The following is a 14,739-nucleotide window of genomic DNA, read 5'->3' as shown; positions in this document are numbered from 1 at the left end:
CCTTGGCGATGCTCATATATGGCTGGTTTCTCGCCGCATGTTATCCAGATGGGACGAGTCATGAGGACGATCTACCTTTTGAAAGACTTTTGACACGAAAATCTTATCTTGCGATGCTGAATACTCGCAAAAATGCACGCTCCGGAGGGGGCTACCATGTTGCGGTTCGAAACCCAATGCGTCATTCTATGCAGTATATTGACCTATTTATGCAAGATAGCTTACACGCGCATGCCACAGGATTGATGTTTGCCTCGGCGCTGCGTAATCCACCCTGCCCATAGCTTCTTTGACAGGAGGCCGCGGTCCCTCTTGGGATCGCGGCCGTTTTATTGTGGGTCAAATATGAACGTTGTGTTAACGACTCGGTGGACGGTGGCGTTTTTCGGTGAGCGGCGTATCCTTCCAACGGTTTATCTAGTGTGTCAGTTGAAAGGAAGAGGGCGCTCGTCATTGTTTGAATGTGAACTGCCGTTTGACCACAAGACATTGCATCTGGAGCTCGAGGATAAGAACTTCGCGGGTGTGATGGAAGGTCACCAAAACGAGTTTAAGACTGCAAAATCGCAGGAAGAGCTGGTAGAGGAGTCGCTTGCCAACCCTTATGGATCGCCTTCGCTCGAGGAGCTTTGCGCTGGCAAGAAGGATATCGTTATCATTAGCTCCGACCATACGCGCCCCGTTCCCTCGCGTGTGACGATGCCTATTCTGCTGCATCACATCCACTCCGCTGCGCCTGAGGCGCGCGTTCGCATTCTGGTTGCTACGGGTATGCATCGTCCATCGACGCACGAGGAACTCGTCAACAAGTATGGCGAGGAGATCGTTGCCAACGAGGAAATTGTCATGCACGTCGCGACCGACGACAGCATGATGGAAAAGATTGGCACCCTGCCTTCTGGTGGCGAGTGCATCATCAACAAGATTGCCGCCGATTGCGATCTACTGCTTGCCGAGGGCTTTATTGAGCCGCACTTCTTTGCCGGTTTTTCTGGCAGCCGCAAGTCCGTGCTGCCCGGCATCGCCAGCTACAAGACCATCATGTACAACCACAACGGCCAGTTTGTGAACGATTCCCATTCGCGCGCCGGCAACCTGTGCCACAACCACGTGAGCGAGGACATGTTTGCCGCTGCCGAGATGGCTCACCTTGCCTTTGTGCTCAACGTGGTGCTCAACGGCAAGCACGAGGTCATCGGCTCCTTTGCCGGCGACATTCACAAGGCGCACGAGGCCGGCTGCGAGTTCGTGAAGAGTCTTGCCGGCGTTGAGCCCGTCGAGTGCGAGATTGCCATCACCACCAACGGTGGCTATCCGCTCGATCAGAACGTCTATCAGGCCGTGAAGGGCATGTGCGCTGCCGAGGCCACACTTCCCGAGGGCGGCGTGATCATCGATGTCGCCGGTTGCGCCGATGGTCACGGTGGCGAGGGCTTCTATCACAACATCGCTGACAACGATCCGGCAGAGTTTGAGCGCGCCTGCATCGACCGTCCTAAGGACGAGACCCTGCCCGACCAGTGGACGAGCCAGATCTTTGCCCGCATCCTGGCGCATCACCCTGTGATCATGGTCACCGACCTGTGCGATCACCAGATGCTCAAGGATATGCATATGACGCCGGTCAACACCCTCGAGGAGGCGCTCAAGCTCGCCTTTGAAATGAAGGGTGCCGATGCCAAGGTAGCCGTCATTCCCGATGGCCTGGGCGTTGTCGTCGCTCAGCACTAGCGCGCGGCCTAAACGAATCGTTTGTAACCGACAAGAAAGATAAGGTTTTATGCTTACCAAACTTCTCTGCGAATTCGGCGCAACGGCCCTCATGATCATCTTTGGCGTGGGCGTACACTGCGATACCGTGCTTAAGGGCACCAAGTATCAGGGCTCCGGCCACATGTTTGCCATCACCACCTGGTCTTTTGGCATCTCGGTCTGCCTGTTTGTCTTTGGCGGCGCCGTGTGCATGAACCCGGCTATGGTGCTTGCCCAGTGCATCGTCGGTCTGGTGCCGTGGAGCAGCTGCATCCCCTTCATGATTGCCGATATGCTCGGCGGCTTTGTGGGCGCCGTAATCGCTTGGTTTATGTATACCGATGAGTTCAAGGCTTCCGAGGGCGTCGTCGACCCCATTGCCCAGCGCAACATCTTCTCGACCAACCCCACCACCGAGGGCACGAACTATGCCCGCAACTTCTTCTGTGAGGCTATCTGCACCTTTGTGTTCATCAGCGCCATCCTTGCTGCCGCTAGCCGCGCCGGCGAGAACGTTCTGATGCTCGCTATCTGCGTCGGCCTGATCGTTTGGGCCGTTGGCATGGGCATGGGTGGCATCACCGGCTTCGCCATGAACCAGGCACGCGACCTTGGTCCTCGCATGGCCTATCAGGTGCTGCCGATTAAGAACAAGGCTGACAACAACTGGAAGTACGGCCTGCTCGTTCCTGGCATCGCTCCGTTTATCGGTGCCGCTCTGGCCGCGCTGTTTGTGCACGGTTTCTTGGGCATGTTCTAGTCCAAGGTCACATAGTTGTCCGCTGTCCGCATGGGGTGACTTCCCAGCGCGTCCTCGGACATGAAAGAACCCCCGCTGCGCACTTCGTGCGGCGGGGGTTCTTTCGTCCTGTGGAATGCGCTGGGAAGTCACCCCATGCGGACAGCTGAGGGGTCTTTGTTGCGTTCGTACAAGCAACCCAACATATTTCTGAATTTGGATGGGAGGGGCTTGTCGCTGTTGGGGGGGGCGTTGAAGTGCGAGTGACACGTTGGGATGCGCGGGCGCCTTGGGTTGGGGCAATGCTCTGGGATGAGCCTCTTACTTAGGTGAAGAGGGGTTTTATGGCTGAGAGGTAGTCTTTGGCTACGTCGGCCTTGTCGGCTTGGAAGTTGTGCCAGGCCCACCATTGGACGGTGGCTACGAAGCTTGAGGCTATGTGGTGGAGGAGGAAGTTGCGATCCATGGTGCTGGCGGGGCCTGCGGGGTCGACAGGGACGGTTTCGGCTGCGCGCGACATGATGGTCTTGCGGAGGCAGTCGGCGAAGACGCGCGAGCCGGCGCCGGCTACGAGGGCGCGTACGCCCTGACGACGATCCCAGAGGTTGTTGAGGATATGTTCGACCTGTACGAGCGGGTCATTGAGGGGTGTACCGTCATCGTCGAGGGCATGGGTGCAGATATCGCACACGAACTCAGCGAGCAGGTCATCTTTGCTCTTGAAGAGGCCGTAGAACGTTGCCCGACCCACATGGGCGCGAGCGATGATGTCGCCGACGGCAATCTTGCCGTAGTCCTCTTCGCGCAGGAGCTCGGAGAACGCCGCAACGATGGCAGCGCGGCTTTTTGCCTTGCGGGCATCCATGGCTATGCGTCCGCGTGAACGAGCAGACAGCGGAGCGTGCCGGAGCAACCCTCGTAGGGGCGTTTGCCGGCGCCGTAGCCGACGGCTTCGATGTGGTAGCGTGAGGGCAGTTGGTCGGACGTGCGCAGCGCGGTGACGATGGCGGCACCCGTTGGCGTCACGAGCTCGCCGGCGACCGGTGCAGGCGTGAGGGCGATATTGCCTGCCTGGCACAGGTTGACGACAGCGGGGACGGGAATGGGCATGAGGCCGTGGGCGCAGCGGATGGTGCCGTGGCCCTCGGAGAGCGACTCGACCACAACATCCTCAATGCCCAGGTCGTCGAGGCAGATGGCGACCGAGCAGACGTCGACGATGGAGTCGATGGCGCCCACCTCGTGGAACAGGACGGTGTCGGGCGTTTTGCCGTGAGCTTTGGCCTCGGCGGCGGCGAGCGCGGTAAAGATGGCGAGCGCGCGACGCTTGGCACCATCGCTTAGCTGTGAGCCGTCGATGATGGCGGTGACGTCCGCCAAAGAACGGTGGTGATGGTGGTGGGCGTGGCGATGGTCCTCGTGGCCATGGCCGTGAGCCTCATGGTCATGCTCGTGCGTATGCTCGTGGCAGTGTTCGTGTTCATGTCCGCCATGGTCATGATGGTGGTGCTCATGCTCGTGCGTGTGCTCGGCAGCTGCTTCGTTGCCAAAGAGCCAGGCCATGTCGTGGTCGTGGTTCTCGAGCTCCTCTGCCAGCTGAACGTCAAAGTCGCAGGCGTCGATGCCATGCTTGTTTGCACGCGTGACGGCGATCGTAAAGCCGTCGACCGGCAGCGTGGCGAGCTGTTCGCGCAGGTGCTCCTCGCTGGCGCCCAGGTCGAGCAGGGCCGCGACGGTCATATCGCCGCTGATGCCCGAGGTGCCGTCGATGATAAGCGTATGCTGATGGTTGGACATGGAATGCTCCTTAACGGGCGCAGGGTGTTCCGGCGCACAGATGATTGATAAGACTTGCCTGGTAGGCGGCACCAAAGCCATTGTCGATATTGACGACCGAAACGCCGCTGGCGCAGGAGTTGAGCATGGCGAGCAGCGCGGCTACGCCACCAAAGCTCGCGCCGTAGCCCACGCTGGTGGGAACGGCAATGACCGGACAGCTCACCAGGCCGCCGATAACGCTCGCCAGCGCGCCCTCCATGCCGGCGATGGCGATGACCACCTGTGCCTGGGCAAGTTCCTCGGCATGCGCGAGCAGACGGTGCAGGCCGGCGACACCTACGTCGTAGAGGCGGTCGACCTCGTTGCCGTAGAACTCGGCCGTCAACGCGGCTTCTTCGGCGACGGGCAAGTCGCTCGTGCCGGCGCAGGCGACAACGATGCGTCCGTTACCGGTAGGGGAGGGCTTGCCGCCTACGAGGGCGAGCTGGGCGTTCGGGACATATCCCAGGTCGATCCCGTTGTCGAGAAGCTCCGAGGTACGGGTTGCCTTCTCGGCGTCCAAGCGCGTGACTAGGATGCGCTCCTGACCGGCATCGCGCAGCGCTTTGATAATGGCGGCAATCTGCTCGGCGGTTTTGCCGGCGCCGTAGACAACCTCACCGGCCCCCTGGCGCACCCCGCGCGAAAGATCGAGCTGCGCAAAACCCAGATCGGCGGTTGGCGCCGTTTGGATGCGCGTAAGGGCGACTGCTGGGGTGACTGCTCCGTCGGCAACATCGCTCAGTAACTGCTCAAGATCTCGCTTATCCATATATCTTCCCTTCGACGGCGCAAAGTCTAGCACTCAAAGGGTATGTTTCCGAACACTAAGACAAAATTGTTCGGAAACTAGATATAGGGGATTTGATTCTGTTGTTAGATGGATCGGCTAGTCACGCAGGATGATGTCCATGGCGAGCATCAGGTTGCGCTCGTCGATGGCAAACGGGGCGGCTTCGCGCGTCTTGGGCTTGGCGCAAAATGCGATGCCCGTGCCCGCGGCCTGAATCATGGGGATGTCGTTGGCGCCGTCGCCGATCGCCACGGTATGGGCCATATCGACACCGCACTCAACCGCCCAATCCAGCAGCTGGATAAGCTTGGATTCCTTGGTCACAATGTCTGCCGCCAGCTTGCCCGTGAGCTTGCCGTCTACGACCTCCAGGCGGTTGGCCAGGCAAAAATCGATGCCCGCGGCAGCTACGATCTTGTCGGCGACCTCGTGGAAGCCGCCGCTTACCACGCCGACCTTCCAGCCCTTGCTGTGCGCCGATCGCACAAGCTCCAGTGCGCCGGGGGTAAACGTCACGCGCTCAAAGGTGCGCTCGAAAACGCTCTCGTCCAGGCCGGCAAGCAGCCCCACGCGCTCCTCGAGCGCCTGCTTAAAGTCGAGCTCGCCGCGCATGGCGCGTTCGGTGATCCGCGCAACTTGCCCGCCCACGCCTGCCTCCTCGCCCAACAGGTCGATGACCTCCTGGTTGATGAGCGTGGAATCGATATCCATAACGATGAGGTGTGCAGTCATGGTGGGCCTTTCCGAGTGCGGTTGTATTGTAGGCACATTGTCGCACGCGGCGCGCCTTGGCGACGGCCAGGCCGCGCCAATTGTTTCGTCTCCGTCAAGTCTTTGAGCGGGAGCCACTTTTTCGCGGTACATCGGCGCGGGTGCGATAAGATAGAACGCCATGTCCGGCTGCGCGGTTTACGCAGGCTGGGCAAATCTGTACGACGCCGCCCGGAACGACACGGGGCGGCACAGATCCATAAAGGAGGATCACTGGTATGAGCCAGACCCGTCCCATCGACGAGCATTCCATGCACACCCGTACCTGCGGCGAGCTTCGCCGCGAGAACGTGGGCGAAGAGGTCACCCTCACCGGTTGGGTGAGCCGTCGCCGCGACCACGGCGGCCTTATTTTCTGCGACCTTCGCGACCGCGAGGGCATCACGCAGCTTACCTTCGACCCCGAGCACTCCGACGGCGATGCCTTTAAGATCGCCGAGACCATGCGTCCCGAGTGGCCCATCAAGATTCACGGCGTCGTGCGCGCCCGTGGCGAGGAAACCACCAACGCCAAGCTCGCGACCGGCGAGATCGAGGTCCTGACCGACCACGCCGAGGTGCTCAACACCTCCGTCACCCCGCCGTTCCAGATCGAGGACGGCATCGAGACCAGCGAGGACACCCGTCTGCGCTATCGCTATCTGGATCTCCGTCGTCCCGAGATGATGGCCAACCTCAAGCTGCGCTCCGACTTCACCTTTGCCATTCGCGAGGCGCTTCACAACCGTGAGTTCATGGAGGTCGAGACGCCCTCCCTGTTCAAGTCTACGCCCGAGGGCGCCCGCGACTTCATCGTTCCCAGCCGTATCCAGCCGGGCAACTTCTACGCCCTGCCGCAGTCCCCGCAGCTCCTAAAGCAGCTGCTCATGGTCGGTGGCGTCGAGCGCTACTACCAGGTTGCCAAGTGCTTCCGCGACGAGGACTTGCGTGCCGACCGTCAGCCCGAGTTCACCCAGGTCGATATCGAGATGTCCTTCGTGGACCAGAACGACGTCATGAGCGCACTCGAAGAGGTCTTGGCCGACGCCTTCGGTCGCATGGGTGTCGAGATGCCCACGCCGCTGCGTCGCATGGACTACTGGGAGGTCATGGACACCTATGGCTCCGACAAGCCCGATACCCGCTATGGCATGCATCTGGTCGATCTGACCGACATCTTTGCCAACTCCAAGTTCAAGGTCTTTGCGACTGCCGCAAACGAGGAGGGCTCTGTCGTCAAGGCCATCAACGCCAAGGGCGCCGGTGCCTGGGCACGTGCCAAGATCGATAAGCTCGCCGGCGTGGCCTCCACGTTTGGCGCCAAGGGTCTGGCCTGGATCGCTTTCCGCGAGGACGGCTCCATCAACAGCCCCATCGTCAAGTTCTTCTCGGACGAGGAGATGGTGGCTCTGCGCGAGCGCATGAACGTCGAGCCTGGCGACCTCGTGATGTTCGCCGCCGGCCCGCGCCTGCTCTCTGACGAGATCCTGGGCGGCATGCGCTCTCACATGGCCAACGCACTCGAGATCAAACGCGAGGGGCACGACTTCCTGTGGGTCGTCAACTTCCCGCTGTTCCACTGGGATGAGGACCGCAAGGCCTATGCAGCCGAGCACCAGCCGTTCACTCTGCCGACCGAGACCGACATCGCCAAGATCGAGGCCGACCCGTTGGCTGCCGGTTCCTGCACCTACGACTTTGTCATGGACGGTTTTGAGGCCGGCGGCGGTGGCATGCGCATCCATAACGCCGAGATGCAGATGTCCATGCTCAAGCTCCTGGGCTTTACCGAGGAGCGCGCCGAGTCGCAGTTTGGCTTCCTCATGGAGGCGCTCAAGTTTGGTGCGCCCCCGATGGGCGGTTTTGCCCTGGGTCTGGACCGCGTGTGCATGCTGCTTACCGGCTCCGATTCTATCCGCGACGTCATGGCGTTCCCCAAGACGGCCAGCGGCTCCGACCTTATGTCGGGCGCCCCGAGTGCCGTTTCCGGCGCCCAGCTCAAGGACGTCAGCCTGCGCTTGATGTAGGCGAGCGGCTACATATTGTCTCTAACGAGGGAAGGACGCGTGCCTTCCCTCGTTTTTTATGCGCGGGCGTTGCGAGGGCATAGGGTGACCGGACGTCGCGGAAAGTGCGTCCCGGAATCTGCGTCCAGAATGGGCCGCGCTTTCCCAAAGGGGGTCCTCTGGGAAAGCGCGGCCCAGAATTCGGCAAAATAATGGGGCACAGTTTCCGGTTGAGCCTTCTGGCGGAAACTGTGTCCCATCGTTGACACTCGAAGTGGGATGTGGTTTCCGTCCCGCTCTCGACAAGCATCTAACGCTACAATAACTACCACGTGGCTGGGTTTGGCCGGCCAAATGTGCGATGCTGCGGGAGGGGACATGGTCGAGTTTACAAAGACGATTAAAGATCCGTTGGGACTACATGCCCGCCCGGTTGCGCTTCTCTATGACATTATCGCCAAGCATCGTAGTGACGTGTCGGTCAGCATCGGCGATCGCCACACGGATGGCCGCGATATCATGGGACTCATGGCCCTCTATGGTGAGTGTGGCGAGAGCGTCGTCTTTCGCGTTTCGGGCGTGGATGAGGCCTCGTGCGTCACGTCGATCAGAAACCTCTCGCTCTAAGCGGAACAATGTGAAAAAGGGGAGAGTCCCCTCTGTTGCATACATTGGTATGACAAGGCACCGCAAAGAGACCGTCTTTGCGGTGCCTTTGTTTAATATGGGAAACTTTTTCGAAAACTGAATAGAGATCCTTTCCAAAAAGTTAACCGCGTGTTAGTTTACTATTTCGAACATAGACGTGGTTAACTTTTACCGCGTCGATGTTGAGGACGAACCGATGTTAGGAGCTCACTCATGTCTTGCGGACCGCAGATGCCGGCCATGCCGCTTTCGATGGTAAAGGCGGGCGAAACCGTGCACGTGTCTCGTGTAAAGGGCAATGAGGACATGAAGCACCACCTCAAGGACCTCGGCTTTGTCGAGGGCAGCGAGATCCACGTGGTGAGCTCGAGTGGCGCCAATATCATCGTCACGGTGCTGGGAGCACGCTTTGGCATCGATTCCAAGGTTGCCATGCACATCATGACCGTCGGTTAATCCGCAGCATTTCATAAAAACCGAAAGGGGGACAAGAGGATGAAGACGTTGGGTGACGTTAAGGTGGGCGAGAGCTCTACCATCGTCAATCTTCACGGTGAGGGTGCGCTTCGCCGCCACCTTATGGATCTGGGGCTCATCAAGGGCACTTCGTTCAAGGTCGTGAAGGTTGCACCGCTCGGTGATCCGGTCGAGATCAACGTGCGCGGCTACGAGCTTTCCATCCGCAAGGAGGAGGCGGCCGTCGTCGAGGTCCAGTAAGGGCCCACGACGTTTATTTCTGCAGATTAAGTTAGATATTTCTAACTTAATGCAGCAACTTTGAAGCACATTATCCAGCCCGCGCGGAGAAAGCAGCGCGGGCTCACAAGGAAGAAGGATTGAATGGCGGATTCTCAGATCCATGTCGCGCTGGCGGGTAACCCCAACTGCGGCAAGACCACGCTTTTCAACCTAATCACCGGCGCCAACGGCTACGTTGGCAACTGGCCCGGCGTCACGGTTGAGAAAAAGGAGGCCAAGCTCCTAAGCGACAAGAACGTTACCATCACGGACCTCCCCGGCATCTACTCGCTTTCCCCCTACAGCCCCGAGGAGCAATGCTCACGCGATTACCTCATGAGCGGCGAGCCCGATGTCGTCGTTCAGGTGGTCGACGCCACCAACCTCGAGCGCAACCTGTACCTGGCGCTTCAGGTTATCGAGACCGGCCTACCCGTGGTCGTTGCCCTTAACATGGCCGACTTGGTCGAGAAGAACGGCGACAAGATCGACACGGACAAGCTCTCCAAGAAGCTCGGCTGTCCGGTCATGATGATTTCGGCCCTTAAGAACAAGGGTATTAAGGAACTGTTCGAGCAGGTTAAGAAGTCCGCTGCTTCCAAGGGCCAGGTGCCGGAGCACAAGTTCGATTCCTCCATCGAGGACGTTCTGGACCACATCGAAAACAACCTGCCGGCGAGCGTTCCCGCTAACAAGCGTCGCTATTATGCCGTCAAGCTGTTTGAGCGTGATGCGGACGCCTGCAAGCTCATCAACCTCACCAAGGAGAAGGCCGCTCGCGTGGAAGAGCTGGTCGCCCAGTGCGAGCAGGACTGCGATGACGACGCCGAGTCCATCATTACCGGTGAGCGCTATGGCGTCATCGCGCACATCATCGACGAGTGCCTCACCAAGGCTCCGGCCAAGATGAGCACCTCCGAGAAGATCGACCGTGTGGTTACCAACCGTATCCTGGGCCTGCCGATCTTTGTGGTCATCATGTTCTGCGTGTACTACATCGCCGTTTCCACCTTAGGTGGCACGGTGACCGACTTCACCAACGACCAGCTCTTCGGTACCGACGGTTGGTATGTGCTCGGTCAGGGCCGCGACGCCTACGATGCAGCCGTCGAGGCTGCGGGCAACGATGCCGACTCGGTTGACCCAGCGCAGTACGGCCCCTATGTCCCGGGTATCACCACCGTGGTGCACGATGCCCTTGTGGCGGGTGGCACCGAAGACGGTGGCCTGGTCGATTCGCTGGTCTGCGACGGCATCGTCGGCGGTTTGGGCGCTATCTTCGGCTTCGTCCCGCAGATGTTCCTGCTGTTCGTCATGCTGTCCTTCCTGGAGGACTGCGGCTATATGGCCCGCGTCGCCTTTATCATGGACCGCGTGTTCCGCCGCTTTGGCCTGTCCGGTAAGTCCTTTATCCCCATGCTCGTGTCCTCGGGCTGCGGCGTCCCCGGCGTCATGGCCACCAAGACCATCGAGAACGAGAAGGACCGCCGCATGACGGTCATGACCACCACGTTTATTCCCTGTGGCGCCAAGCTGCCGATCATCGCCCTGCTCATGGGTTCCATCATCGGCGATTCTTCCACCACCGCCGCGTGGATCAGCCCGCTCTTCTACTTCCTGGGCGTCTTCGCCGTCATCGCCTCGGGCCTTATGCTCAAGAAGACCAAGCTCTTCGCCGGTCGCCCGACGCCGTTCGTTATGGAGCTTCCTGCCTACCACTTCCCGGCGATCCGCTCTTGGGCACTGCACGTGTGGGAGCGCTGCTGGGCCTTTATCAAGAAGGCCGGCACGGTCATCTTCGCATCCACCGTCGTGGTTTGGTTCCTCTCCAACTTTGGAAGCTACAACGGTTCCTTTGGCTTCCTGCCTGCAATGGACGGCATCTCCGAGGAGTTCATGGACTACTCCGTGCTTGCCATGCTCGGTAACCTGGTCGCTTGGATCTTCGCTCCGCTCGGCTTTAGCACCTGGCAGGCAACTGCGCTGACCGTCTCGGGCCTTGTGGCTAAGGAGAACGTCGTCGCCACCGCCGGCTCGCTGCTGTCCGTGGCTGACGCCGCCGAGACCGACCCGAGCCTGTGGACTGCGTTTGCCGGTATGTTCCCCACCATGGGCGCTTGCGTTGCCTTTGGCGCGTTCAACCTGCTGTGCGCTCCGTGTTTTGCCGCCATGGGTACTATCCGCAACCAGATGGACTCCGACAAGTGGACCGCGATTGCCATCGGTTACGAGTGCGCCTTCGCTTGGGTGATCGGCCTGTTCATCAACCAGTTCTACAACCTGCTTGTTCTGGGGCAGTTTGGTATCTGGACGATTGTGGCCATCGTGCTGCTCGTTGCGATGCTCTTCCAGATCTTCCGTCCTATCCCTGCGCATGCGTGGACCGACGAGGACGAGACCAGCACTGCTTCCGCCGCAGTTTCCGCTTAAGTCCGAATAAGGATTAGCCCCTTTCCACGAGCCCGGGTGTCCCAGCGACACTCGGGCTTTTTGGCGTAATGGGGGACAGATTGCTTTGCTCCAGAAGTAAGATGTGGCGTTTCCGCAGATAAAACCGACCAAAATAAACCTGTCCCTTTTTGGTAGGTGGAGAATGGGGTAAAGTAAGTGATGGTTAACTAAAGGAGGCTTGCTATGGCACCTATCGATATTGTTGTACTGGCTGTTATCGGCGTTGCGTTTGTCGCCGTGTGCGTGCGCATCTACCGCAAGGGCACCTGCGCCGACTGCGCTCAGGGTGGCGTTTGCACGGGGCATTGCTCCAACAAAAAGACGTGCGCTGCACTTAAGGGCGTAGACAAAATCGCCGAAGACTTGGGTCGCGGTATTCATTAGCCGACCGGCGCTTGGGCATGTATGACTGCAGATACGGCAGCTGCTGATACGATAGGTGTGTTAGCAACTGCCGCCGAGCGGCTCAAACGAAAGGAACCCTGTATGGAGTCCTGTGCCTACCCGATGCTCTTTAGCCCGATCAAGGTCGGTACGACCGAGGTCAAGAACCGCGTCTTTATGCCGCCGGTATCTACCAACCTAGCCGATCACGGCTATGTGACCGACGACTTGGTCGATCATTACCGTGCCCGTGCCAAGGGCGGCGTGGGCCTCATCATTACCGAGGTCGTGACGGTTGAGCCCACCTATACCTATCTGCCGGGTGACATGTGCTGCTACGACGACACGTTTATCCCCGGCTGGGAAAAGCTCGCCGCGGCCGTCCACGAGTATGGCTGCAAGATCATGCCGCAGCTCTTCCACCCCGCCTACATGGCCTTTAACATTCCGGGCACGCCGCGCCTGATCGCTCCGTCCTTTGTGGGCCCGTCCTATGCCCGCGAGGCACCGCGTCCTATCACGGTCGATGAGATTCACGAGCTCACGCATCAGTTTGGCGACGCTGCCGTACGTATGCAGAGGGCCGGTGTCGATGGCGTCGAGGTCCATGCGGCACACGCCCACGGCATGCTCGGCGGCTTTTTGACTCCGCTCTACAACAAGCGTACCGACGAGTACGGCGGCTCGCTCGACGCCCGTATGCGCTTCTTGCTCGAGGTCATCGCCGAGATTCGCGAGCGCTGCGGCAAGGACTTTATCATCGACGTCCGCATCTCGGGCGATGAGTACACCGATGGCGGCCTGACCCTCAACGACATGATCTACGTCTCGCGTCGCCTGGAAAAGGCCGGCGTCGACATGATTCACGTGTCGGGCGGCACCACCATCAAGCGCGGCTCTGCGATTCCCGCCGCCGGTACCCAGCAGGCCTCGCACGCCGCCTGCTCGCGCGAGATTAAAAAGCACGTCAACATTCCCGTCGCCACCGTCGGACGCATTAACGAGGCCTGGATCGCCGAGGAGCTGATTGAGGACGGCGCGGCCGACATCTGTATGATGGGCCGCGCCAATCTGTGCGATGCCGAGTTCTGCAACAAGGCAGCCGCTGGCAACGCCGACGACATCCGTCCCTGCATCGGTTGCCTGCGTTGCCTGAACGGCATTATGTTTGGCAAGCGCATCTCCTGCACCGTCAACCCGGACGTGGAGCGCGACGAGGCTGGCTACGAGCCCGCCGCCGAGGCCAAGAACGTACTGGTTGTGGGCGCCGGTCCCGCGGGCATGGAGGCAGCCTACATTGCCGCCAAACGCGGTCATAACGTGGTGCTCGTGGATAAGCAGGACGAGCCGGGCGGCGAGATGCGCATCGCAGCCGTTCCGCCGGCAAAGCAGGAACTCACCCGCGTGATCAAGTATCAGTACCGTCGCCTGGCCGAGGCCGGCGTAAAGTGCGTCTTTGGCACCGAGCTTACTGCCGAGGACATTCAGCGTGACTACGCCGGCTACGAGGTCGTCCTGGCCTATGGCGCCGAGCCTATCGCCCCGGCCTTCATGCAGGGCTTTAAGCAGGTTATGACGGCTGACGACCTGTTGGGCGGCAAGGCTTTCCCGGGCAAGAAGATCGTCATCGTGGGTGGCGGCACCGTTGGCTGCGAGACGGCCGATTACCTGGCCCCGTTGGTCAACGACCTGTCGCCGGCCAACCGCGACGTCACCGTCATCGAGATGACCAAGACGCTCGCCGCCAACGAGGGTGGTGCCGGTCGCGCGGTGCTCATCACGCGCATGCTCTCAAAGGGCGTTCACGTGCTGACCGAGGCCAAGGTGACCGAGATTACCGAGGACACTATCAGCTACGAGAAGGACGGCGAGGTCCACACCATCGCCGATGCCGATACGCTGGTGCTTGCCATGGGCTATCGTCCCAATACCAAGTTGGCCGACGACCTTGCTGCTGCCGGCGTTGCCACCCACGTGTTGGGCGATGCCAACAAGTGCGGCAACATCCGCGACGCCATCGGCGACGGCTACAAGATTGCCTGCGAGCTCTAATCAATCCCCTGGCGCATGAGGGGGGTGTTCCTATAGTTTTGTCAACTGGGAAATGCTCTCCGTGCGACCGGATCGCGGCATGCTGACGCCAAGCCATTAGGCCGGTGGGCTTCAGTCTGCTCGGTGCGTTTCGGCTAGGCTGCGTAAGGCACCCTGTCTCGCATGACCGCGTAGATGACCTTCAGTCTCTTTCGCGCCAGCGCCTTGAGCGCCTTGCCGTGCGACATGCCCCGCCCTCGGCACCTGGTGTAGTAGTCGCCCCATCTCCCCTCTGTCCGGGTAAGGCAGTTGCATGAGAATATGAGCAGGTTCTTCAGCCTCTTGTTGCCTTGGCGCGATGCCGTCACCGAGGAGATCGAGGTTCCCGACTGGCGGTTGCGCGGCGCCAAGCCGCAGTACGACGCGAGCCTGTCGTGACTGGGGAAGTCTTCGATGTCGATGGAGATCGCAAGCTCGGAAGCGGTTTTGGGCCCGATGCCCGGCACCGTCAGGAGGCTTCGGTAGGTATCGTCGCCCTCGAGCAGGGCGGAGATCTCCGCCGAGTTCTCGGATATCCTGCGCGCGAGCAGTTTCACCGCCCGGTCCTCGGCGGCGACGACCGACGCATC

At 60.2% G+C, this 14,739-nt stretch carries 14 protein-coding genes; 9 read left to right on the top strand and 5 right to left on the bottom strand.

Annotated features, from left to right (window positions below; translation table 11 throughout):
* Nucleotides 1–453: 453 nt before the first annotated feature.
* A complete protein-coding gene (gene larA / locus ACTQXM_RS07060; protein ID WP_427748316.1) occupies nucleotides 454–1,731 on the top strand; it encodes a nickel-dependent lactate racemase in 1,278 nt (425 codons plus the stop codon).
* 49 nt (nucleotides 1,732–1,780) lie between these two features.
* Nucleotides 1,781–2,512 (top strand): D/L-lactic acid transporter LarD, encoded by a 732-nt coding sequence (larD, locus tag ACTQXM_RS07055; protein ID WP_441017382.1) that lies wholly within the window; start codon nucleotides 1,781–1,783, stop codon nucleotides 2,510–2,512.
* A gap of 304 nt (nucleotides 2,513–2,816) precedes the next feature.
* Here larD and ACTQXM_RS07050 read toward each other — a convergent pair whose 3' ends face one another.
* From ACTQXM_RS07050 to serB, 4 genes are all read right to left on the bottom strand, one after another.
* Nucleotides 2,817–3,356: a TetR/AcrR family transcriptional regulator gene (locus ACTQXM_RS07050; protein ID WP_304211247.1), complete on the bottom strand. Its 540-nt coding sequence runs from the start codon at nucleotides 3,354–3,356 to the stop codon at nucleotides 2,817–2,819.
* Between the two features lie 2 nt (nucleotides 3,357–3,358).
* Nucleotides 3,359–4,288, bottom strand: coding sequence for a LarC family nickel insertion protein (locus ACTQXM_RS07045; RefSeq protein ID WP_441537422.1), 930 nt, complete (start codon nucleotides 4,286–4,288; stop codon nucleotides 3,359–3,361).
* A gap of 10 nt (nucleotides 4,289–4,298) precedes the next feature.
* Nucleotides 4,299–5,081 (bottom strand): nickel pincer cofactor biosynthesis protein LarB, encoded by a 783-nt coding sequence (larB, locus tag ACTQXM_RS07040; protein WP_441537423.1) that lies wholly within the window; start codon nucleotides 5,079–5,081, stop codon nucleotides 4,299–4,301.
* 117 nt (nucleotides 5,082–5,198) lie between these two features.
* Nucleotides 5,199–5,834 carry a phosphoserine phosphatase SerB gene (gene serB / locus ACTQXM_RS07035; protein WP_441537424.1) on the bottom strand — a complete coding sequence of 212 codons (636 nt, stop codon included), beginning with the start codon at nucleotides 5,832–5,834 and terminating at the stop codon, nucleotides 5,199–5,201.
* Between the two features lie 257 nt (nucleotides 5,835–6,091).
* Between serB and aspS the strand changes: the two genes are divergently transcribed.
* The 7 genes from aspS to ACTQXM_RS07000 all read left to right on the top strand — a co-directional run bounded on the left by aspS (nucleotide 6,092) and on the right by ACTQXM_RS07000 (nucleotide 14,131).
* Nucleotides 6,092–7,879 carry an aspartate--tRNA ligase gene (aspS, locus tag ACTQXM_RS07030; protein ID WP_441537425.1) on the top strand — a complete coding sequence of 596 codons (1,788 nt, stop codon included), beginning with the start codon at nucleotides 6,092–6,094 and terminating at the stop codon, nucleotides 7,877–7,879.
* A gap of 357 nt (nucleotides 7,880–8,236) precedes the next feature.
* Nucleotides 8,237–8,485, top strand: coding sequence for an HPr family phosphocarrier protein (locus ACTQXM_RS07025; RefSeq protein ID WP_427719814.1), 249 nt, complete (start codon nucleotides 8,237–8,239; stop codon nucleotides 8,483–8,485).
* A gap of 234 nt (nucleotides 8,486–8,719) precedes the next feature.
* Nucleotides 8,720–8,962 carry a FeoA family protein gene (locus ACTQXM_RS07020; protein WP_441537426.1) on the top strand — a complete coding sequence of 81 codons (243 nt, stop codon included), beginning with the start codon at nucleotides 8,720–8,722 and terminating at the stop codon, nucleotides 8,960–8,962.
* Nucleotides 8,963–9,001: 39 nt separating this feature from the next.
* Nucleotides 9,002–9,223, top strand: a complete 222-nt coding sequence (locus tag ACTQXM_RS07015; RefSeq protein ID WP_441537427.1) for a FeoA family protein — start codon at nucleotides 9,002–9,004, stop codon at nucleotides 9,221–9,223.
* Nucleotides 9,224–9,346: 123 nt separating this feature from the next.
* Nucleotides 9,347–11,674 carry a ferrous iron transporter B gene (feoB, locus tag ACTQXM_RS07010; protein ID WP_441537428.1) on the top strand — a complete coding sequence of 776 codons (2,328 nt, stop codon included), beginning with the start codon at nucleotides 9,347–9,349 and terminating at the stop codon, nucleotides 11,672–11,674.
* A gap of 204 nt (nucleotides 11,675–11,878) precedes the next feature.
* Nucleotides 11,879–12,079, top strand: coding sequence for a hypothetical protein (locus tag ACTQXM_RS07005; protein WP_195443947.1), 201 nt, complete (start codon nucleotides 11,879–11,881; stop codon nucleotides 12,077–12,079).
* Nucleotides 12,080–12,181: 102 nt separating this feature from the next.
* Nucleotides 12,182–14,131: an FAD-dependent oxidoreductase gene (locus ACTQXM_RS07000; protein WP_441537429.1), complete on the top strand. Its 1,950-nt coding sequence runs from the start codon at nucleotides 12,182–12,184 to the stop codon at nucleotides 14,129–14,131.
* 134 nt (nucleotides 14,132–14,265) lie between these two features.
* On the opposite strand, the gene ACTQXM_RS06995 is transcribed toward ACTQXM_RS07000, so the two are convergent.
* The coding region (locus ACTQXM_RS06995) for a transposase (RefSeq protein ID WP_441537430.1) at nucleotides 14,266–14,739 on the bottom strand (474 nt) is incomplete at its 5' end.

Origin of the sequence: Collinsella sp. LCP19S3_D3 (genome assembly GCF_052121455.1) — a bacterium.
In the GTDB taxonomy this organism is placed as follows: domain Bacteria; phylum Actinomycetota; class Coriobacteriia; order Coriobacteriales; family Coriobacteriaceae; genus Collinsella.
The sequence above is the reverse complement of the archived record's forward strand: the minus strand, read 5'-3'. Positions and strand labels throughout refer to the sequence as shown.